Raw genomic sequence first — 22,261 nt, forward strand, 5'->3', positions numbered from 1 at the left:
CTAACAAGTATTCTTTTAGAGAGTGTGCTATTTTAAAAAATTATTTGGTCCGGCTTTTGCACTCAATTTGCACAAGCTTACGATCATGTAAACGGATAGCACTTAGTTTCCCGCCCCATACACAGCCTGTATCTAGACTTAAAAGATGTTTGCGTACGAGTAGTCCTAGAGTTGACCAATGTCCAAAAATAATCGTTGTTTTTTCTGTCTTGCGACCAGGCACTTCAAACCAAGGTATTAGATTACTACTTTTGTTGAGCGCAGGAGCTTCTTTCGAGCCAAACTCCATAGAGCCGTCAGGAAAACACATTCGCATACGAGTTAAGGCATTGATAATAACGCGACGACGCTTAGATCCGGTTAAGGATTCTTTCCAGCGATTAGGCTCATTACCATACATTTTTGCAAGGTATTTTTGCCAATTTTTAGAACGCAAGGCAGAAGAAACTTCCTCAGCTAGTTCAAGCGTTTTTTTAACATCCCATTTAGCAATAACTCCCGCATGTACCATTAAATGATCTGCATCGTAATAGGCTAAAGGCTGTTGGCGAAGCCAGTTAATAATTTCCTCAGCATCTGGTGCTAATAAAATCTCATCAATGGTATCCGATTTGTTTTCACGGCGAATACCTGCATAGACAGCTAATAGGTGTAAATCATGGTTACCCAACACGCATTTAGCACGACTACCTAGTGCCATAATGGTGCGTAGTGTTCTAAGCGAGTTGGGACCGCGATTAATAAGATCGCCAGCAAACCAGAGTTGAGCATTAGGGTCTTCTTGTAACTCTGGTGTCATGAGTAATTCATCAAGGGCATCGCAACATCCTTGGATATCACCAATTGCCCAAATAGTTGGTTTTTTCGTACTATTTTGCATGGATAAATGAACTTGGTTTTTTGCGTCGCTCCATTAAATATAATGCGAGTAAAGCAAGTGTTAATGCAATCATGTTTGGTAATAAAGCCGTTAGCCAAGGTGGTAGATTATTAAGCATACCTACATTTAAGGCTAACTGATTGGCCATGAAGAAAACAATACCGATAAGTATCCCTAAAAAAACTTTAGCTCCTACACCCCCTTTGCGGGTTTGTACAAAACCAATAGGTGCAGCTAGTGTTATCATGACCAATAGGGTAAATGGGTAGCTACCTTTACGCCATAATGCCACAATATGACGATTAGTTTGAAGATGGTTTTCTTTTAGGTATTGCACATAATTTAGCAAGTTATTGGTTGACATACGATCTGGTTGTAATTCGGTAGCAACCAGACGTTGAGTGGTAAGTGATGTATCAAAACTAACACTGGGAAGAGAAGTGAATGATGAAACTTTTTCTAGAGGGGAGTCAGGGTTAGATAATACTTTCTCAATATCAATCAAACTTTCGGTAAGTTTTACTTTAGTCAATGAAAGTTTTCCTTGCTCAAACGTACCTTTTTCTGCCGTATACAAACGAGAAAATTGATTGTTTCTTGTGTCATATTCATATACTGTCACACCTGATACTTGTGTGTGAGAATTAAGATGTTGGATATTAATTACGCGATAATGATATTGATCAGCAGGCTCTCTAAACCAGTAACCGCTCTGCATTCTATTGTTGTTTTGTCCTAACAAGGAGAGTGTTAATTCACTGGTTTTTTGCTCGGCAAGAGGTGTTGCTATTTCTGATAGTAAGGAGGCAAATATCATCAAAGGAATAGTGATAACCCAGAGCATAAACAGCAGTTTTTTACTACTAATGCCAGATACCCTGAGAATCACTAATTCATTACGTTGGGCAAGACCAGCAAGGGCGACTACGGCACCAATTAATAGTCCAATAGGCAGTAAATCATATAAGCGTGTTGGTAGTTGTAAAGCTTGCATATAAAGCATAGATAAAAAAGAGAATTTCTCACTTAAATTATCTAATGCATCAATCATTTCAAAAAACGTAAATAGCCCTAGCAACACTAACAATACGGCGATAGTGGTGCGATAAATTTCACTAGCAAGATAACGACGGGCTGTACGCATATGATAAATATCCTAAATAGAGTGATTATTATAATGGTATTCAGACGATTGATTGAGAATTCTATTAAATGTCATAAAAGCTTCACAATGTATAACTGTTATCTACGGTGCTAGTTCTAGCACTATGGGATACTGACAAGGGGCATTCGTGCTTGAATAGTATTTATCCGATTGCGCATATAGCTGCTTTTAAGATGTTGGCTATACAGGATAGGGTTTGGTAATAAAGCGGCTAAGGTTGCAGCTTGTGCAGAGGATATTTTACTCACATCTTGTTTAAAGTAAACTCGGCTAGCAGCTGTTACACCAAAAGTTCTTTCACCAAGTTGCGCTGTATTAAGATAAAGCTCATAAATTCTTTGTTTAGGCATAATAATCTCAATCATGTATGTGATCACGAGTTCTTGAGCTTTCCTAAGGTAAGAACGTTTTTGACTGAGAAAAAGGTTTTTAGCTAATTGTTGGGAAATAGTTGAACCACCTCTGATTTTGACTTTATTGGCATTTTCATGTTTGAGATTAAAATAATAGGCATCAATAATAGCTTGCCATTCAACCCCAAAGTGTTGAGTGAATCGGGAGTCCTCTGAGGCGATAATTGCTTTCTTGATGTCCTTATCTATTTGTTCATAGTCTGACCAGTTGTACAGAATTTTTGGTGATACATCATCGGCAATATTCAGTGCTTGGATGCGCATAAAAGCTGTACTGCTAGGGTTAATGAAGCGATATAAGATGACATTTACCAATAAAAATAGTTGGTAAGCAAGTAAAATCACTAGTAGACCTAAGAGGGTGTATTTAACGCAGGTCTTAATAGGGGAGTGAATAATACGAATGCCTAATGTATCAGTCATAGTGTCATCAGATGTTATTTCTTAGTGGTTTTGAGCTATCTCTTGTCTAAGAATATCAATAACAGGCTCTGGATTAGGATATTTTTTTGTCCAGATTGAAAAGGCTTCTGCCCCTTGATAGACTAACATACCTAAGCCATCGGAACAGTTTTTTACACCATATTCTGAAGCTTGTTGTAAAAAAGGAGTGATCCCTGTCGCTGTATAGAGCATATCGTAAGCAAATTGACACGGTGCTATTACTTCTTTGGCGATAGTTAACGGCTCTCCACTTAAACTACTTGAACTAGCATTAATAATAATATCCCACTCTCCTGTGATATTACTTAAATCACTACTAGTAATCTTGCAAATTAAATCAGTTTCTGTTTGTCGAATCAATGTATTAAATATGTCTGCTAGGTCTGCAGCTTTATTAGGACTACGATTGGCAATATGTAAATGCGTACAACCAGCTTGAATTAAGGGTAAGATAGCACCACGAGCAGCACCACCAGCACCAATGAGCAAAATTTTTTGTTTTAGAGAAATCCCTTGGCGTAAGATATCTTTAACTAAACCGATACCATCAGTATTATCACCGTGAATTTGATTGTCTTGATACCATAGTGTATTGACTGCTCCTGCCGCTTGAGCTCTCGGTGTTAGGTGCTGTTTGGCTAACTCAAATGCCTCAAGCTTAAAAGGGACAGTAACATTTAAACCATTACCACCTTGTTGAAAAAAATGATGGACAGTTTGAGGAAAGGCATCAAGAGGGACTAAGGTTTTTGTGTACTCAACGTTTTTTAACCCACAGTATTCTGCAAATAATAAATGCATTTTAGGCGAGTAACTCTGTTTGATAGGGTTGCCAAAAACAGAAAATTTGAGTAGCGACATAAGGTTAGTCCTTTTTATTTATCTCGGCAGTAATTGAGGTGTTTAAAATATTATCTGGATTAGGTGCTATTTCAGGATTAGATTCCACACTTGAGTCTACCTCTATCTCTGTTTCAATTTCATCAAGAGATAAATTTTCAGGTAGGGTATCTGATAAGTCATCTTCTATATCAACATCTACAATAGCTGTATCCAATATTTTTAGCAAGCGTGCTTCAAACGTTAGATTGTATAAATCAATTTTATCAATGGCGATTCTGATACTGGTACCTTTTTCTAGTTCTGGTAGTCCCGCAATAGAAGTCGTAATAGGAATATCTTTTAGACGTACTAATTCTTCGCGAATGACAGTTGCCTCGACTTCGCTTAAATGCTGTTGTTGAATATAGCGTAAGCACCAGAAGCGCTCCATTCTAGCCTGATGGGTTAAATAAAGCGTATAAATAGACTCAAATTGGCTAATAATAGAGAAAATATCGATTTCTTTAGGTTTATAAGGAGCGACCAGACGTGCAGAAACCCCATGTTTTACGGCAGCGATTAACTGACGCTGATTGAATAAGTCCACATAACGGCGTAATGGTGAACTTGTCCACGCATATTGTTCTACACCAATAGTGTGGTGAGGTAAGGCATGTGTACTCATGCGTACGCGACCAAACTGTTGCTGTGAGCGAAAAATACCTGGTAACCCCAAAGAAGCCAATAGTTTTGCCCAAGTACTATTACAAAGAATCATGAATTCAGCAACAAGTAGATCGATTGGTGCATTACGAACTCGAGGGTCTAGCGTGATGATTGAGTCAGGGTCATCTGGTGAGCCTTCTAAACGGAATAAATATTCTACACGATCATTTTTTTCTGGCTTACCTCTACGTTCATCACGTTTTGCTCGTAAGAACTTAGAAAAACGCCACATAGGTTTGAATAACTCAGCGTATGGAATGTCTGCATCAGTGCTTTCCAATGCTTCAGCAGTTAATACATCCTCTAAATAGTTGTTTCGTAAGTTTTCTTTAATAAACACTCGTTCAAGTTTGGTTTCTTCATTTAAGATTTCACCAGTAGCTATATCAGCTGTCACATAGAGTGACAAAGCGGGTGAATGCTTGCCAGCATCAAGAGAGAAAGTTTTGATAACATCCTCATGTTGCATGGGAATTTTGTCACCCGGAAAATAGACGGTGGACATTCTTTTGCGTGCTGCCAAGTCAAGAGGGCTATCCCTATCAATAACAAGTGCAGGGCAGGCAATATGGATACCAAAAATATATTGATTATCTCCAAGGTGTTGAATACTAAAAGCATCATCTACTTCGGTAGTAGAAATATCATCCACTGAAAATGCCTCCACAGTCGCTGTAGGTAAGTCTTCGATGGGAGGGATGGGGATTTCTGGGTTAGCTGTACCACGAGGAAATGCAATAGCGAGGAATTTTTGACGATGTACCGCTAAAGCATTAGGGAATACGTTAAGTTTTAGGAGTAGTTCTGGTACTTGAATGCCTAATTCATTAACAGCATCAGCAAAGGCTTTCCATGCAATTGTATTTTTATCTGGGTTAGTCAAGAAACTTGGCATGATAGAGCGTAATTCTTCAGGAACAATGCCTTTGACAAAGTCTTGAGTCCATTGCTGTTGTTGTTCTGCTTGTAAGCGTTTTTTCTCTTGGGCTAGTTTAGCCGCCTGAAGAATTTCTTCAGGTGCTGGAGCATATAAACCCTTCCCCTTTCGATGGAAATACATGGGGTGGTCATGCAGAAATAGTAGCAATGCTGTTTGTTCTACTGTCCCTGCATCATCTCCGTAGTATTCTTTCGCTAGTCGCGTTACATTGAACGTTTCTTTTGGAGAAATTTCCCATAAAAACTCAATATCTAATTCTTTACTAAGCTCATTGGCTTGCTCTAATAGATGGAGGGGGGATACATCTTTGAAGGTAAAGATAACATTGGCACGTTTTATTTTTATTCGTTTACCAGAGCTACTCTCTACTTGCAAAGAAGTCTCTGCTTCGGAGAGGATTGTGCCAGTTTTAAATTGTCCTGACTCTTCAAAAAGTAAATACATGAATGAGCACTCGCCTTAGTGTTGGAAAATAAAGTCTAGTACGAAAGGAAGATATTGTTCAAAACCACTAAACGCATGGTCTTCTCCCTCCACTAGAAGTTGTGTGGCACCCTGATATTTGGCCTGCATTTCTTGCCAATCTAATAATTCATCGTGTGTACCAGCTAGTAGTAGAAAATTTTCTGGTGTTGAAATAGTAGGGATAAAAAACTTTGCCAACTCTTTGATATAACTAGCATCAAAATAAAAAGGATCGGAAGTATGATATTGTGTGCGAACATCAAGTTGAGTAGATAAATCTCTAGGTGCATAAATACTAGGGTTGATACATACAGCACGACAACCCAAGGTCTCTGCGAGATAAGTGGCGTAGTATCCACCTAGAGAGGAACCGACAATACATAGCTGGTCGTTGGGAATATTTTGCACTAGCTTTAGGCAAAGTTCTATCGCTTGTTTTGGCGAAGAAGGTAGCGAAGGCAGTAATAATTCATTGAGCTGTCCTCGTTCCTGCATAACTTTTTTAAAGAGTTGAGCCTTAGCGGACAAAGGACTTGATCTAAAACCGTGCAAATATAAAATCATCATTTATTAGAGTGCTTTTAAAAGTTTCTCATGCAAACCACCGAAGCTACCATTACTCATAATAATAATATGGTCACCTGGGTGAGCGACGCTAACAAGAGCTTGCTTTAGTGCCTCTAGGTCATGGAAGGTTTTGACCTTATCTGCTTGGTCACCAAAAATTTCTTCTGGCTTCCAGCCTAATGCGTGTTTGCCGTGGGTCTCACCAAAACAGAATGCCAAATCCGCTTGTTGTAGTGCTTCAGGTAAGCGAGCGGCCATTGTACCAAGTTTCATAGTATTAGAGCGTGGTTCAAGAACAGCAATGATCCGAGCATTACCGACACGCTTACGTAAACCATCAAGAGTCGTGGCAATGGCTGTAGGGTGGTGTGCAAAATCGTCATAAACACAAATTTGTTTAACTTCACCACGTAATTCCATGCGGCGCTTAATACCTTTGAATTGGCAAAGTGCTTCAATAGCCGTACTGGGTTCTATGCCAACTGCTTTTGCCGCAGCAATAGTGGCTAGTGCATTATTGATATTATGAGTGCCTGTGTGTGCCCAAGTAATTGTACCGATAGATTGTCCTTGGTGAAGTACCTCGAATGTTTGGCCTGCTGGGTCTCGGTGACCACATTGCCACTCTCCGTCATTACCAAAGTGAGTTTGATTTGACCAAATGCCACGAGCGATAACGCGTTCTAACGCTTCATCATGTGTAGGGGTAATCACCACACCACTTTGAGGAATGATACGAACCATATGATGGAATTGCGTTTCAATAGCAGCTAAATCAGGGAAAATATCGGCATGATCGTATTCTAAATTATTTAAAATCGCCGTTCTGGCATGATAGTGAACAAACTTTGAGCGTTTATCAAAAAAAGCTGTGTCATATTCATCTGCTTCAATGACAAAATGTTTAGAGTCGGGATTGAAACGTGCGGACACACCTAAGTCCGTTGCAATACCACCAATTAAGAAATTGGGCTTTAGACCGGCATATTCAAGTACCCATGCAAGCATAGAACTTGTCGTTGTTTTACCGTGCGTTCCAGCGACAGCTAAAACATGTTGTTGGCGTAGAATTTGTTCACCTAGCCATTGTGGGCCTGAAACATAGGGTAGATTGTTTTCTAAAATGGCTTCTATCAATGGATTGCCACGAGTCACAACATTGCCAATAATGTAGAGGTCAGGATTTAATTCTAGTTGCTCAACACCAAATCCCTCTACTAATGTAATACCTTGTTCTTCTAATTGTGTGCTCATAGGAGGGTAAACGCCAGCGTCACAACCTGTCACCTTATGACCAGCCGACCGTGCAATTATGGCTAATCCCCCCATGAAAGTACCACAAATACCTAAAATGTGAATATGCATAAAAAGTTCTCTATCTTTGTTGATGCTAGTATTTTAAGCAAATTTAGGGGTAGATTGCTTGATTAAGGCGGTTCTTTAAGAAAAACTACATTTCCTTTCAGCGTTATGTAGTAGCTCAATGGTTAGTTGTTGATTTCAAACATCGTTTTAAAAAACAACAAAAAAAACAAAACAACCGTTTTAAATTAAAGAAAAGTTTCAAAAAAATGGCAATTTTATAAGAAAATAATAGACAAATACATCATTTTGTCGTTAAATAGCGTTATTAAAGATGTCGGATAGAATAAATGCAAACAAATGTCCTCTTTATAAATGGTGCTAATTTAAATTTGCTTGGTAAAAGAGAGCCTCATATTTATGGTTCTCAATCCCTTGACGATATTAATCTTCACTTACAAGAGCAAGCTAACAAGTTAAATCTTGTTTGTCACTTTTTTCAAAGCAATAGCGAAGGCGAAATCATTAATCGTATCCATCAAGCGATGGGGAATACCGATTATATAGTGATTAACCCGGGTGCGTTTACTCATACTAGTGTTGCCTTAAGAGATGCGCTCTTAGGTGTCAATATACCGTTTATCGAAGTACATTTATCTAATATTCATGCGAGAGAAGCTTTCCGTCATCATTCTTATTTATCAGATAAGGCTGTTGCCGTACTATGTGGCTTAGGTGCCTATGGTTACGAAGCAGCGTTGTCTTTTATTGCTAATAAACGCTAATACAAAACGAGTGTTTGTCACTTGTATTTGAATTATCCAACATTGGAACTATTATGGATTTAAGAAAATTAAAAACATTAATTGATTTAGTGGCTGAATCAGGCATTGCTGAATTAGAAGTGACTGAGGGCGACGAGAGCAAAGTGCGCATTGTGAAGTTTGCTAATCAAGCTCCTCAAGTACAACATTATGCTGCACCTATGATGGCTCCTGCACCAACAGTAGCACCTGCTCCTGTGTTAGCTTCAGCTGCACCAGTGACATCTGAGCCTGTAGTGAGTGGGCATGTGGTAAAAGCTCCGATGGTAGGTACATTCTACCGTGCACCAAACCCAAGTTCTCCTCCATTTGTTGAAGTGGGTGCTTCTGTTAAAGAAGGTGACTCATTGTGTATTATCGAAGCGATGAAATTGCTTAACGAAATTGAAGCAGATAAAACAGGCGTTATTAAAGAAATTCTTGTCGAAAATGGTGAACCAGTAGAGTTTGGTCAGCCTTTATTTGTCATTGCTTAATCAAAAGCTATCTTTAATTTACACGAGACTTTTTTATGTTCCAGAAAATTTTGATTGCCAATCGTGGTGAGATTGCTTTACGCGTGCAAAGAGCTTGTCGTGAATTAGGCATTAAAACAGTGGTTGTGCATTCCGAAGCTGACCGTGACGCAAAATATGTTCGTTTAGCCGATGAATCTGTTTGCATTGGTCCAGCAGCACCACAGCAAAGTTATTTACATATGCCTGCACTTATTGCAGCGGCAGAAGTGACTGATGCAGAAGCCATTCACCCAGGTTATGGTTTTCTTTCAGAAAATGCTGATTTTGCAGAAAGGGTTGAGCGCAGTGGGTTTGTATTTATTGGACCACGTCCCGAGTCTATCCGCGTAATGGGTGACAAGGTTAGTGCAAAACAAGCGATGATTAGTGCTGGTGTGCCAGTTGTACCGGGCTCTGAGGGAGCCCTTCCTGATGATCCAGATTATATTCTAGCTACAGCAGAGCGCATTGGTTATCCCGTAATTATTAAAGCTGCTGGTGGTGGTGGTGGTCGTGGTATGCGTGTTGTTCATACTGAAGCTGCGTTATTAACAGCTGTGCAAACGACCAAAACAGAAGCTTCAGTAGCCTTCAATAATCCCGAAGTATATATGGAGAAATTCCTTGAGAATCCTCGCCATATTGAAATTCAAGTGATGGGTGACGGTGAAGGTCAGGCAGTCTGGTTAGGTGAACGTGATTGTTCAATGCAGCGTAGACACCAAAAAGTCATTGAGGAAGCACCAGCACCAGGTATTGATCGTGCCTTAGTGAGCAAAATTGGTGAACGTTGTGCAGCCGCTTGCCGCCAGATGAAATATCGTGGTGCTGGTACGTTTGAGTTTCTATACGAAAAAGGTGAGTTCTACTTTATTGAAATGAATACTCGTATTCAGGTTGAGCACACGGTGACAGAATGTATTACTGGTATTGATTTAGTTCAAGAACAAATTAAAGTAGCAGCACAACTACCATTTGGTTTACGTCAAGAAGATATCAAATTGACTGGTCATGCGATTGAATGTCGTATCAATGCAGAGGATCCATACTCGTTTGTTCCTTCTCCTGGCCTTATTACCGCGTGGCATACGCCCGGTGGCCCAGGTATTCGTTTGGATTCACATGTCTTTACAGGCTATCGTGTCCCTCCAAATTATGACTCAATGATTGCTAAGCTTATTTCTTTTGGTAGTACACGTGAACAAGCCTTAGCACGTATGGACATTGCATTATCAGAAATGGTTGTTGAGGGTATTAAAACAAATATCGCTCTACACCGAGATTTGGTTAATGATGCCAACTTTGTTGAGGGCGGTACTACTATTCATTATCTTGAGAAGAAATTGAATAAAATCAGTTAAGTATTAAAAGATCTGATGCTATATATGGTACAACCCCGCCTATGGTGGGGTTGTCGTCCTTTAAAAAAGAAACTATTGGAATGATTATGCGCGAATTAGTTCTGTTAAGTTTAGAAAGCGAAGCAGAGGAATTATCTGATTTATTATTGGAATGTGGCGTTTTGTCTGTCTCTGTTGAGGATGCTGATTTAAATACTGACCAAGAAAAGCCTTTATTTGGTGAGCCTGGTACTGAGCCTGAAGTACAAGCATGGACAAGAAATAATATTATTGCCTTATTACCAGATGAGTTATCTGTTGAGGAGATTATTTCTAATTTAAAACAATTAACTAATAAAGATTACTCTGAATTTGTGACTATTCGAGAGGTTGCTGATGAGGACTGGGTTCGCCTGACACAATCGCAATTTGACCCTATCCAAATTGCTGAACATATTTGGATTGTGCCAAGTTGGCATAAGGAAAATCCAGAGATTTTACAAGCAAATGCTGATAGTCAGAATATCCTCATCGAGTTAGATCCAGGCTTAGCATTTGGCACAGGTAGCCATCCAACCACGCATTTATGTGCACAGTGGTTAGCCAGTCATGACATCCAAGGTCTGCAAGTATTAGACTATGGGCATGGTTCAGGCATATTAGCAATTATTGCTAAAAAATTAGGAGCGGCTGAGGTAAAAGGCGTTGATATTGATGAACAGGCTGTGACAACAGGCGATTATAATGCTAAAGTCAATCAGGTTGATATTGAGTTCATGTTACCTGATGGCTTAGCTGATGGCCAGTTTGATATTGTTGTTGCTAATATTTTATCTAACCCCTTAAAGGTGCTGGCCCCTATGTTAGCAGGCAGAGTTAAAAAGGGAGGGCATCTCGTTCTCTCTGGTGTACTTGAACGTCAAGCAGAAGAGGTTGCTAATGCTTATGCGCCGTTCATGCAAATGAGCGTATGGCAGTCGGAAGAAGGTTGGGTTTGTCTACACGGTGTGAAATAAGATGAAAACATGTTGCCCCCATTGTGAAACGGTTTTAACACTAACCGAACAACAATTAGAACAGAGAAATGGTATGGTTCGCTGTGGTGTTTGCCGACAAGTGTTTAATGCGCTTGAGCATCTTTATGAGGAAGAAGATGATTACCCTGTCTTATCAGAGCAAGAGCATTCAGTACCTACTGTACAGGCGTCAAAAGTCAATCCTATTAAACGAGAAACACCAGCGTATCACGCAACAACTCGTGAAAGACAGGCAGAAGCAGTCATTGATGTTAAACCAGCAATAACACCTGATCCAGTCTATACGCCACCAGTGCAGAGTTATACGCCAGCTTCTCCCCAACAACCAAGTGTGCATATTCATTTGAATCAACCCGTGCAAAGTACACAGAGTAATTCAAATGAATCGGCTCATACCATTAGAAATGAGTCGGTTTCCTCTCAACATTACAGAGGAGAGCCTAGTTTACGGTTAAGCAATGACTATGCGGATAGTAATACTGGCGATTATTATATTGGTGATAATCAACGTCGCAGAGAAGATCACGTTATTCGTTCTGATTATGCAGAGGATCAATACGATCGTGATGATCGTGTGTATGGTGATGATGATTATGAATATGAGAGACCACGTTCTTCAGGAAGTGGCATGTTATGGTTTGTGATTGTCTTATTGGCATTATTATTAGCCGTTGGCCAGATTTTTTATGTATTCAGAAATCAAATTAGTAATACATTCCCCGCTACGCGACCATTTATTATGCAGTTATGTGGTGTCTTTAAGTGTGAAGTGGGCGTTAAGAAATCGGTTGATAATATTGCGATCATTAATCATCATCTAAACCCTGAAAAAAATACGACAGCAAAAGCTGGCGAACAAGTATTACGCTTACAGGCAACAATTGTTAATAAGACCGACCTTCCACAAGAGTGGCCAGTGTTGATTTTAAAATTAAAAAATCAACAAGGGGCTGTCATGATTAGTAAAAATATCGAACCCAAAGAGTATTTGACTAGCGAACAAGTATTACAACCACTCGCCCCCAAAGCGCAAGTACCGATTAACTTACCGTTTAAGTTAACTATCCAAGATTCGCTAAGTAGCTATGAAGTAAATGTATTTTACCCATAATAATAGGAATAAATAATGGCATCTGTTTTAGTATGTGGATCAATTGCTTTTGATACGATTACTTTATTTGAAGGACATTTCAAAGAACATATTCTTGCTGAGAATATTAAATCGTTAAGTGTATCGTTTTTTGTACCCACTATGCGTAAAGATTTTGGTGGGTGTGCAGGTAATATTGCTTATAGCTTAAATATGCTAGGTGCCCATGCGATTCCTGTGGCAACAGTGGGGAAAGACGGCTATGACTATATCCAACATTTTGATCATTTGGGTATTGATACCAAATTGATTAAAGTGTTGCCGGAAATGTTTACGGCACAATGTCATATTACAACTGACCTTGATGGCAACCAAATCGCGGCGTTTCACCCTGGTGCAATGTCACAATCGGCTGTTAATATTATCGAAAAAAATGATGCAACTTGGGCAATTGTGGGACCAGACTCAAAAGAAGGAATGTTTGCACATGCTCGACGTTTGCATGAACAAGGCATACCATTCATTTTTGATCTAGGGCAAGCTATGCCTTTATTTGATAAAAAAGATATTGAAGAGATGGTTGGCTTGGCTCAAGCGATGACGCTAAATGATTATGAAGCCTCTGTGGTAGAACAGCGGTTAGACAAATCAATTAGTGAGCTGTCACATCATCTAGAAGCGATAATCGTAACTCGTGGTGCTGAAGGGGCAAGTCTCTATATTCAAGGTGAAGAAACTAAAATTCCACCATGTAAAGCAGAAAAAGTATGTGATCCTACAGGGTGTGGAGATGCACATCGTGGTGGAGTTTTGTACGGTTTAATTAGTGGATGGTCTTGGTACGATAGTGCTTGTTTAGGTAGTTTGATGGGTACACTTAAAATTCAAGAGCAAGGCCCCCAGAATTACTCATATACCCGTACAGAAATTACTGCAAAATTGCAGGAAGCATATGGTATAGCGTTAGATAATTAAACCTAGTAGCTATTGACTAGCGTTTGTAAAACGAGTATCCCAATCATTAAAAACATCAAACTAAAGTCGAAAGGCCCAGTTTTTAATGCATTGGGTATTATTTTACGAATAGGTATCAGAAGTGGTTCTATGAGTGCACGTAAAAAACTAATAAATGGTGCCATAGGACTAACCCAACTCATAATGGCATAGAAAATACTTAGCCATAATACGACAGACAGGATTTGATTAATGAATAGTTGAAGTCCTGCAATGATAAAAACAGGTAAGCTAATAGATATACCGGGTATTTCTTCTTTGAAAATAGTCAATTTATAACTGATAAATACTTCAATCAAGCAGACTATAAATGCAATGAGCAGACTAGGAATATCAATGTTTTTACTAGATGGAATAATTTTTCTAACTGGTACAACAATAAAGTCTGAGAGTTTATAAATAAAAGCGCAGTAAGGGTTAAAAGGAGGAATCCTACGCCAGAAAACCCATGCCCTTACAATTAGCACTGTACAAAATAAAGAAGTAAAAATATTTAATAACAACATCAAGGCATCAGTCATAGTGGTGGTGCATCTCTCAGAAATAAAAGTACGCTTATATTTTAAATGATTAGTATCTTTTTATCTATGCATGTGATGGATGTATGGCAGTTAGAAAAATTGAGAGTTAGTATCCAAATAAATAATAAAAATGCCTAGACATTTTTTAGTGTCCAGGCATATGAATTAGTCGTTAAACAGGAGTGACTCTGTTTAAGGACGGTTAGAACCTACAGGGAAAGGCCAAACATTTGGAGTAACCTCTTTCTTGTGTGCACTTGCTTTTACTGGAGCAGGTGTAGTTGTTTTGGTAGATTCTACTGTACTAGTTACCTCTTCTGCAGGACTACTTACTTTTTTTTTTAGCTGGTGCCTTAGCAACAGTTTCAGTTTTAGCGGCAGCTTTAGTGGCTGCTTTTTTGGCAGGTGCTTTGGTAGCAGTGGTTTTAGCTACGGTTTTAGTGGCTGCTTTTTTAGCTGGAGCCTTGGCAGCCGTTTCAGTTTTAGCGGCAGCTTTAGTGGCTACTTTTTTAGCTGGTGCTTTTGTAGCAGTGGTTTTAGCTACGGTTTTGGTGGCTGCTTTTTTAGCTGGAGCTTTGGTAGCAGTGGTTTTAGCTACGGTTTTGGTCGCTGCTTTTTTAGCTGGAGCTTTGGTAGCAGTGGTTTTAGCTACGGTTTTAGTGGCTGCTTTTTTAGCTGGAGCCTTGGTAGTAGTTTCAGTTTTAGCGGGAGCTTTAGCTGTTGTTACTGTTTTGCTGGCTGCCACTTTTTTAGTTGCTACTTTTTTGGCAGGAGCAGCAGTTGCTACTGCCTCTGTTTTTACATTAGTATCTTTAGTTTCAGTAGACGTTGTTTTGGCTACCTTTTTAGCCGCTGCTTTTTTAGCTTGTGCCATATTACACTCCTGAGATAATTTAGTTAGGGTCCTAGTATAGATAAATTCAAAAGAATTAATACTTAAAGATTACAATATTATTGATTGAAAATCACGAAAATTTTTATTAATGTTCAATAGCTTAGCTAAATAAATAGGTGATTTTCGAGAATATTTTTGTAGACTTTTTTAAATTAATTTAAATTTAAAATAATTTTTTTAAAGAACTAATATGGAATTTTTGATTAAAAAATAATATTCTTGAATCAGAATAAATAAAAAAACGCTTGGAAAAACTAATGAAAATAATAATAGAATACTGTCTATTGTAGTGGGAGTGTATTAATAGTGGCAGATATTGATTTTAACGTTTATTTGCAATTTGGCTGAATTCTTATTCTATAAAATAATTTTTCTTCAATAAGATTAAAAAATTTTAAATTTAAATTAATTTTTAAAATAAATAAAAATAGTCTATATTTAAATCTTAATTTAAGATTTAGTATGGTATAAAACCAACATTTTCTTTGTTTTATACCAATCTAGAAAAAGTAAAACCATTCAAATTATCGTTAAAGTATAGATACTTCAAACTCAAAGCGAATGGTTTCGTCTATCACAGAAAAAGACTTTATTTTTAACTAGGCTTTATTTAAGTCTATTTAATACTGTCTGTTTGCCCAAAATAGCAAGCACTTGATCAACAGCTGGTGTCTGTTTTTGACCTGTTACTAATAAGCGTAAGGGAATACCTAACGCAGGCATTTTGACATTATGTTTAGCAAGAGTCTCTTTGATAAGTGCTGAAATAGTCTCACTTGTCCAGTCCTGAATATTTTCTGCTTGTGCAGCAAAGTCAGCCACAATACGTTTAGCATCATCAGTCACAAACTGTGTGAGTAGTTCAGGGCTTGCTTCTTTAAACGGTGCACAAAATAGCATGGCTTCATCAGCTAATTGCTCTAGTGTTTCTGCTCTATCTTTGAATAAAGCAAGTACAGAAGGTAAGTTTGTATTGAGAACATCACCACCACGAGCAACAATGCGAGGGGTTACGGAGGCAACTAATTCTTCATCACTAAGTTGTTTAATGTAATGAGCATTGACCCAGTTAAGTTTTTTGGGATCCCATTGTGCCGCAGATTTTGATAAGTGATTGGTATCAAACCATTCCACTAATTGCTCACGTGTAAAAATTTCATCGTCACCATGACTCCAACCGAGGCGAGCAAGATAATTAATCATTGCATCAGGTAAGTAACCGTCAGCATCATATTGCATGACACTTACTGCCCCATGACGTTTAGATAATTTTTGACCATCAGGACCGAGAATCATAGGTAAGTGACCATAAATAGGTAAAGGCGCATTTAGGGCTTTGAGAATATTGATTTGTCTGGGTGTATTATTCACATGGTCATCCCCCCTAATGACATGCGTAATTTGCATATCCCAATCATCTACAACAACGCAGAAATTATAAGTAGGTGAGCCATCTTGGCGAGCAATAATTAAATCATCTAATTCTTGGTTATCAATGGTAATAGTGCCTTTAAGCATATCATCCCAAGATACAGATCCCTCAGTTGGATTTTTAAAACGAACAACAGGTTTTCTTCCCTCTGGAATCGGAGGAAGTGTTTTGCCTGGTTCTGGACGCCAAGTACCGTCATATTTGGGTTTTAACCCTTTTGATTTTGCTAGCTCACGCATTTGCTCAACCTCTTCAGGCGTGCTATAGCAGTAATATGCCGTGCCTTCATTGAGCATTTGAGCGATAACTTCTTTATAGCGATCAAAACGTTTTGTTTGGTAAAAAGGTCCTTCATCATGATCTAAACCTAACCATTGCATGCCATCAATAATGGCTTGAACAGCTTCGGGTGTTGAACGTTCTAAATCGGTATCTTCGATACGAAGAACAAACACACCTTGATGATGACGAGCATAAGCCCACGAAAATAATGCAGTGCGAGCACCACCTAGATGTAAATAGCCAGTAGGTGATGGAGCAAAACGCGTACGAACAATAGACATAAAATTAAAATACGGTAAATAAATATAAATGATAACAAGCTATAAGTTTACAATATAGCTAAATAATAATTTCTCTATTTTAACTTATCTTGACCGAGAGAACGACAATGTTAAGACATCGCCTTGCTTCATTTTTTGAGCCCAAATCATTGGTCATTATTACGGATACTGATTTGCCGATATTATCAGCATTGCCTGCTTCATTAGGTAATGCAACGACGTTAGTTCAGTTATATGGGGAGCAAGAGAGTATCCCAACTATTTTTGAACAGTATCCTTTGTCAGAGCAAAAGGAATTAGCTGTTGTTTGTGTAAATCCCTCTAAATTGAATGAGGTGTTAGCTTATTTAGAACAATCCCCTCCTAAAGCCATGCTAATGCTTGCTCCAAATACTATTGATATGGAGCCAAAGGAGAGTAAACAGTTAATTTATGAGTGGTCCAAAAAACATAATGTGATGCTACTCGGCTCACGAAGTTTTGGGATTCAACGACCTCATTTAAATTTAAACTTAAGTCGTTCATCAGCAGCAAAGTCAGGAAAAATTGCTGTTGTTTCTCAGTCTAGAATGCTAGTGATGTCTATTTTAGACTGGGCGCTGGATACCAATATTGGCTTATCTGCTGTTGTTTCATTGGGTGAGGCTAATGGTATTACGTTACCTGAAGTGATTGAATATTTTGCAGGTGACCCACGCACGGATAGCATAGTCGTGTACTTGGATAAGTTATCACAAGGTAGAGAATTAATTAGTTCTATTCGAACAGCTTCCAGTGTTAAGCCCGTTGTTGTATTAAGAGCTGGTCGTACTGATAGTGACTTAAAAGGGAGCGATCAAGTATTTGATGCTGCTTTACGTCGCTCGGGCGCTGTGCGTGTTCCATATTTTGTTGACTTATTCTCATCACTCAAAGCATTGACCCATAAGCGTCGGCCAAAAGGTGGAAATATTGCGGTAATTGCTAATGGTAGGGCTCAAGCACAACTTATGCTAGATGAAATGTTATCTAGTAGTCAAATCATGAAACGTGCTGTTTTTTCTCAGGAAACAATGACGCAATTAACCCAAATATTGGGAGCGGGTTGTTTGGTGAATAATCCCATTATTGCTTATGAACCCATCACTGGGGAAAAATTAGTGGAATGTTTGAAGGTACTACAAAGCGATCCAAATGTGGATGCGATTATGCCAATTTTAGCGCCTGATGATGCGAGTGATATGCCAGAGGTCGTGAATAGTTTAGTCAGTTTTGCCCCGCGTTCTTCGAAACCAATTCTGAATACACTTATTGGTGAATATTTGATGAAGCCGTTACGTAGGATTATTGATCAATCTGGATCGCCTTCATTTAGAACACCTGAAACAGCAATTTCAGGTATGAGTGCCTTAATTTCATATCACTATAACCAGCAGTTACTGCAACAAATTCGTATTCCACTCTTTGATATTGAGGCAGCACAGACTCAAGCGGGTATTGATCTGATCAATGGACTAAGAATGCAACAGCGTAGAGAGCTTAGTAAAGAAGAATGTTATCAGTTATTGAAGTTCTATCATGCTGATATTCATTGGGGGGTGGATAAAGAAGATGAACAATATTCGGTCGATGATGATATTCCTGCCCTTAGAATTCTCGTAAAACGTGATCCAATATTTGGACCTTGGATTTATTTTGGAGAGGGTGGCCATGAGGTAAAAATTCCTGTAGATGATCAAGGGCTAGATTTGCCGCCACTTAATTCCTATTTAGCCGCACAACTGATTGAACGTAGTCGTCTATATAGACAAGAGTTGCAAATTTATATTGAACCACCTATTTTTACTAAACTACAAAAATTATTAGAGGTTGTGTCTGATTTGGTAAAAGACTTTCCGGGTATTGAAGAACTAGAGATAAATCCGATAGTCATTGGTTATCGTCATTTAAATGTACATGATATTCGTATTCAATTAACGAGCCAGACAATGCCTGATAAGCCTTTTCAAAGTGGTTATGAGCATATGGCGATTTATCCTTATCCAGGATATTTGATAGAGCACCATACGTTTAAAGATGGTCGTGAATGGACGTTGCGTCCTATACGCCCAGAGGATGCAGAACAAATGCAAGAGTTTATACGGTCATTGTCTGCTGAGTCGCGATATATGCGTTTTGTTTCAATGATGAAAGAGTTAACGCCTAAAATGCTAACGCGTTACACGTATGTAGACTATCACCGAGAGCTTGCTTTGGTTGCGACGACAATGGTGCCTAATCCAGAAAATCGTGGCTTGCCAAAAGAGATTATTATTGGTCTAGCACACTATTTACGTAATAGTGATGGTGTAGGGGCAGAATATGCCTTAGTGATCGGTGATGATTGGCAAGGTAGAGGCTTGGGTCGAAAATTGATGTCGACTTTATTAGAAGAGGCTAAAAATCAAGGTCTAGAGTATATTGAAGGAGTTGTTCTAACAAATAATAAACCGATGTTGGGTTTGATGACAGGACTTGGTCTAACGAATGATCCTGACCCTGAGGATCCTGCTATGCGTCGAGTATGGATGTCGTTCAAATAGCAATCGAAAAGTATTTAAATAGACTAAGTAATCAGATTACTTAGTCTATTGTGGCAAGTTTTTTTGTGGCTATTTAACGCAAAATATGTTGTAAAAAGAGTGATAAATCATTAATTTCTGGCGCACAAACTTGGTGACCCATAGGATAGTTCTTCCTGGTGATGCTGTAATTAAGGTTTGTTAGTACATCATGACTTAGACTAGCGGCTTGTAGAGGAACAACAGGGTCAAAAGATCCGTGAGCCATAAAGATAGGTGTTTGTCGATTAGCCTCTGAAAGCTCTGCTTCAATTGTTGTGTGCAAAGGTAAATAACCAGACAAGCAAATAAGCCCAGCAAGTTTTTCAGGGTAACGTAGTCCAGTTTGTAATGTCATTGCGCAGCCTTGAGAAAAACCAGCCAGAATAATATGGTTAGTCGGAATGCCTCTATTATTTTCTTGTTTAATCAATGCTTCAATCTGTTGTTGTGATTCACGCAAACCTTGCTCATCAGCACGTTGATCCAAACTAGTTAAGTCTAAAATATCATACCAGCCACGCATTGCCATACCATTGTTGATAGTGATGGGGCGAATAGGGGCATTAGGAAAAACAAAACGAACACCAATATTAGCTGGGAGTTTTAATTCGGGTACAATTGGTAAAAAATCATTAGCGTCAGCACCTAAACCATGTAGCCAGATGATGCTATATTGCACGTCATCTTTTGTTTGAACTTCAACGGTTTCTAAAAGTTTGCTCATCACGATACCTATTTAATAATAAAGGGTTTTAGAAATTGAAATAAAGCACGATAATTTTTTTTCTGAGGTTCCTGATTCTCGTTTAAATTGGCATTATGTGTTTTTTCTTTCCGAGCCGCACGAATTAAGTTACGCAATGGTTGAATATCTATTTCAGGGTATTCAGATAATAACATAGTGAGCTCATCATCACTTTCGATAAGTCTATCTCGCAATGTTTCGAGCTGATGCATCTGAGCAGTTACTTCTTTGGATCCATTTTCCCAAACATCTAATTGATGTTTAATAGCATCAATGTCAGCATTGCGCATCAATTTGCCAACATAGTGCACTTGACGTCGTTTACCTTCACCTCTGTCTTTGATTTTTTGACAAATGCGAATAGCATCAAGGAGTTTTTCATCAAGAGGTAGCTGTTTGACTTTGTCAAAGGGTAATTCAATGACTTTTTTGCCTAAATCAGTAATCGCTAATAGTTCACGTTTAACTTGTGATTTACTGGGACCGTCATAAAAATCGTCCTCTTCGGTATAATCCATTTCATTCATATGCAATAAATATACTTTAATTAATAAATATCCGTTATCATACCCTTGAGACAGTATCAATGTCAGGTAAGTTTAACTAATATCGTTAGAAAGCATGAAAAAAAATTTTGAAGCCTTAGTACAATTTGCATTAGATGAAGCAAAAAAATTAGGGGCTAGTCAATCGGTGGCTGAAGTCTCTGAATCTAGTGGTCTATCAGTGACTGCCCGCAAAGGTAAAGTTGAAACAGTAGAAAAAACCAATGATTGTTCTTTGGGCATTACCGTTTATAAAGGGAAAGCACGAGCTTCAGCATCGACATCGTCCTTAGATAAGGATGCTATTAAAACGACAGTAAAAGCGGCTTGGGATATTGCACAATATACCGCAGAGGACGAATTTGCTGGTTTACCTGACAAAGAAGATTTAGCCACAAAGTTTCCCGATCTGAAACTTTATAAACCTTGGGATATTTCTTCCCAAGAGGCGATTGATTTAGCGATCGAAGTAGAGGATGCCGCACTATCTTATTCTTCAGATATCACTAATTCTGATGGAGGATCGATTAATACCAGTTCGGGTAGATTTGTCTTAGCGAATTCGCATGGCTTTATGGCAGGCTACCCTTATTCGAATCATGGTATGTCTGTGGTTGTGATTGCTGGCAAAGGTCAAAAAATGCAACGTGATTATTGGTATACCTCAGATCGCTACCCAGAACGTTTAGCTAAGCCGAAAGCTGTAGGTGAATATGCTGCGCAACGTGCTTTAGCGAGGCTAGGTGCTAGCCGGTTACCAACCGGCAAATATCCTGTTTTATTTGAGGCACCTTTGGCGATTGGTTTATTAGGTGCATTTACCCAAGCAATTAGTGGTGGTGCTTTATATCGAAAATCGAGTTTTTTGTGTGACAGCTTAGACACACAAGTGATGGCAGAGCATCTAAATATTATCGATGACCCGTTTATCAAGGGAGCTATGGGGAGTTCAGCGTTTGATGAAGAGGGTGTTCGTACACAAAAACGGCAGTTATTAGAAAACGGTATATTAAGAGGGTATTTGCTTTCAACCTATACCGCTCGTAAACTTGGCATGCGTACAACAGGGAATGCGGGTGGATCACATAATCTGAGTATTACTTCTTCACTGACTAAAAAACAGGATTCTTTTGAGCAAATGTTGAGAAAAATGGGTACTGGCTTATTAGTCACCGACTTAATGGGACAGGGCGTAAATTACGTTACTGGTGATTATTCTCGAGGAGCATTTGGTTATTGGGTGGAAAACGGAATAATTCAATATCCTGTTCAGGAAATCACCATTGCCAGCAATCTTAAGGATATGTTTAGACAAATTGTGGCGATTGGTAGTGATACTTATACTCGTGGCTCAAAAACATCGGGGTCAATACTAATTGAACAAATGTCAGTAGCTGGTATATAAAGGATGATAATTGCTTTTTGTCGCATTAAAAATCATTTTGCAACAAG

Annotated in this window: 20 protein-coding genes; 8 read left to right on the top strand and 12 right to left on the bottom strand. The window is 38.7% G+C overall.

The window, feature by feature from the left end:
* Nucleotides 1-40 precede the first annotated feature (40 nt).
* The 7 genes from BQ4443_RS01230 to mpl form a co-directional block, all read right to left on the bottom strand.
* The gene (locus BQ4443_RS01230) at nucleotides 41-880 is read right to left on the bottom strand and encodes a symmetrical bis(5'-nucleosyl)-tetraphosphatase (RefSeq protein WP_071057797.1); all 840 of its coding nucleotides are present in this window, start codon (nucleotides 878-880) and stop codon (nucleotides 41-43) included.
* On the bottom strand, nucleotides 870-2,024 hold the full coding sequence (gene lptG / locus BQ4443_RS01235; protein ID WP_071057798.1) for an LPS export ABC transporter permease LptG: 1,155 nt from the start codon (nucleotides 2,022-2,024) through the stop codon (nucleotides 870-872). The genes BQ4443_RS01230 and lptG overlap by 11 nt, the downstream gene beginning before the upstream one ends.
* A 122-nt stretch (nucleotides 2,025-2,146) precedes the next feature.
* Nucleotides 2,147-2,881: a monofunctional biosynthetic peptidoglycan transglycosylase gene (gene mtgA, locus BQ4443_RS01240; protein WP_071057799.1), complete on the bottom strand. Its 735-nt coding sequence runs from the start codon at nucleotides 2,879-2,881 to the stop codon at nucleotides 2,147-2,149.
* A gap of 21 nt (nucleotides 2,882-2,902) precedes the next feature.
* Nucleotides 2,903-3,763: a shikimate dehydrogenase gene (aroE, locus tag BQ4443_RS01245; RefSeq protein WP_071057800.1), complete on the bottom strand. Its 861-nt coding sequence runs from the start codon at nucleotides 3,761-3,763 to the stop codon at nucleotides 2,903-2,905.
* 4 nt (nucleotides 3,764-3,767) lie between these two features.
* Nucleotides 3,768-5,834, bottom strand: coding sequence for a ribonuclease catalytic domain-containing protein (locus BQ4443_RS01250; RefSeq protein ID WP_071057801.1), 2,067 nt, complete (start codon nucleotides 5,832-5,834; stop codon nucleotides 3,768-3,770).
* 15 nt (nucleotides 5,835-5,849) lie between these two features.
* Nucleotides 5,850-6,422 (bottom strand): YqiA/YcfP family alpha/beta fold hydrolase, encoded by a 573-nt coding sequence (locus tag BQ4443_RS01255; protein ID WP_023950684.1) that lies wholly within the window; start codon nucleotides 6,420-6,422, stop codon nucleotides 5,850-5,852.
* Nucleotides 6,423-6,425: 3 nt separating this feature from the next.
* Nucleotides 6,426-7,787 carry a UDP-N-acetylmuramate:L-alanyl-gamma-D-glutamyl-meso-diaminopimelate ligase gene (gene mpl / locus BQ4443_RS01260; RefSeq protein ID WP_071057802.1) on the bottom strand — a complete coding sequence of 454 codons (1,362 nt, stop codon included), beginning with the start codon at nucleotides 7,785-7,787 and terminating at the stop codon, nucleotides 6,426-6,428.
* Nucleotides 7,788-8,074: 287 nt separating this feature from the next.
* Here mpl and aroQ point away from each other — a divergent pair, with 287 nt between their 5' ends.
* From aroQ to BQ4443_RS01290, 6 genes are all read left to right on the top strand, one after another.
* The gene (gene aroQ / locus BQ4443_RS01265; RefSeq protein ID WP_023950680.1) at nucleotides 8,075-8,509 is read left to right on the top strand and encodes a type II 3-dehydroquinate dehydratase; all 435 of its coding nucleotides are present in this window, start codon (nucleotides 8,075-8,077) and stop codon (nucleotides 8,507-8,509) included.
* A gap of 53 nt (nucleotides 8,510-8,562) precedes the next feature.
* Entirely contained in the window at nucleotides 8,563-9,024 is a 462-nt protein-coding gene (gene accB, locus BQ4443_RS01270; RefSeq protein ID WP_023950678.1) for an acetyl-CoA carboxylase biotin carboxyl carrier protein, read from the top strand.
* 35 nt (nucleotides 9,025-9,059) lie between these two features.
* Nucleotides 9,060-10,406, top strand: a complete 1,347-nt coding sequence (accC, locus tag BQ4443_RS01275) for an acetyl-CoA carboxylase biotin carboxylase subunit (protein WP_023950677.1) — start codon at nucleotides 9,060-9,062, stop codon at nucleotides 10,404-10,406.
* Between the two features lie 86 nt (nucleotides 10,407-10,492).
* On the top strand, nucleotides 10,493-11,401 hold the full coding sequence (gene prmA / locus BQ4443_RS01280) for a 50S ribosomal protein L11 methyltransferase (RefSeq protein ID WP_031274473.1): 909 nt from the start codon (nucleotides 10,493-10,495) through the stop codon (nucleotides 11,399-11,401).
* A 1-nt stretch (nucleotide 11,402) separates the two neighbouring features.
* Complete coding sequence (locus tag BQ4443_RS12375) at nucleotides 11,403-12,533, top strand: zinc-ribbon and DUF3426 domain-containing protein (RefSeq protein ID WP_071057803.1); 1,131 nt, start codon at nucleotides 11,403-11,405, stop codon at nucleotides 12,531-12,533.
* A 15-nt stretch (nucleotides 12,534-12,548) separates the two neighbouring features.
* Complete coding sequence (locus BQ4443_RS01290; RefSeq protein WP_071057804.1) at nucleotides 12,549-13,487, top strand: carbohydrate kinase family protein; 939 nt, start codon at nucleotides 12,549-12,551, stop codon at nucleotides 13,485-13,487.
* A 2-nt stretch (nucleotides 13,488-13,489) separates the two neighbouring features.
* On the opposite strand, the gene BQ4443_RS01295 is transcribed toward BQ4443_RS01290, so the two are convergent.
* From BQ4443_RS01295 to gltX, 3 genes are all read right to left on the bottom strand, one after another.
* Nucleotides 13,490-14,047, bottom strand: a complete 558-nt coding sequence (locus BQ4443_RS01295; RefSeq protein WP_071057805.1) for a YggT family protein — start codon at nucleotides 14,045-14,047, stop codon at nucleotides 13,490-13,492.
* Nucleotides 14,048-14,372: 325 nt separating this feature from the next.
* Nucleotides 14,373-14,921: a hypothetical protein gene (locus BQ4443_RS01300; RefSeq protein WP_071057806.1), complete on the bottom strand. Its 549-nt coding sequence runs from the start codon at nucleotides 14,919-14,921 to the stop codon at nucleotides 14,373-14,375.
* Between the two features lie 627 nt (nucleotides 14,922-15,548).
* Nucleotides 15,549-16,937, bottom strand: a complete 1,389-nt coding sequence (gene gltX, locus BQ4443_RS01305) for a glutamate--tRNA ligase (protein ID WP_023953373.1) — start codon at nucleotides 16,935-16,937, stop codon at nucleotides 15,549-15,551.
* A gap of 107 nt (nucleotides 16,938-17,044) precedes the next feature.
* On the opposite strand from gltX, the gene BQ4443_RS01310 reads away from it, so the two are divergent.
* Complete coding sequence (locus tag BQ4443_RS01310) at nucleotides 17,045-19,498, top strand: bifunctional acetate--CoA ligase family protein/GNAT family N-acetyltransferase (RefSeq protein ID WP_023953371.1); 2,454 nt, start codon at nucleotides 17,045-17,047, stop codon at nucleotides 19,496-19,498.
* Between the two features lie 73 nt (nucleotides 19,499-19,571).
* Here BQ4443_RS01310 and BQ4443_RS01315 read toward each other — a convergent pair whose 3' ends face one another.
* Nucleotides 19,572-20,243 carry an alpha/beta hydrolase gene (locus tag BQ4443_RS01315; RefSeq protein ID WP_071057807.1) on the bottom strand — a complete coding sequence of 224 codons (672 nt, stop codon included), beginning with the start codon at nucleotides 20,241-20,243 and terminating at the stop codon, nucleotides 19,572-19,574.
* An 8-nt stretch (nucleotides 20,244-20,251) separates the two neighbouring features.
* Nucleotides 20,252-20,791, bottom strand: a complete 540-nt coding sequence (gene yjgA, locus BQ4443_RS01320; protein ID WP_071057808.1) for a ribosome biogenesis factor YjgA — start codon at nucleotides 20,789-20,791, stop codon at nucleotides 20,252-20,254.
* A 94-nt stretch (nucleotides 20,792-20,885) separates the two neighbouring features.
* Here yjgA and pmbA point away from each other — a divergent pair, with 94 nt between their 5' ends.
* Entirely contained in the window at nucleotides 20,886-22,214 is a 1,329-nt protein-coding gene (gene pmbA / locus BQ4443_RS01325) for a metalloprotease PmbA (protein ID WP_071057809.1), read from the top strand.
* Nucleotides 22,215-22,261: the final 47 nt, after the last annotated feature.

Source organism: Pelistega sp. MC2 (assembly GCF_900099475.1).
GTDB lineage: Bacteria > Pseudomonadota > Gammaproteobacteria > Burkholderiales > Burkholderiaceae_B > Taylorella > Taylorella indica.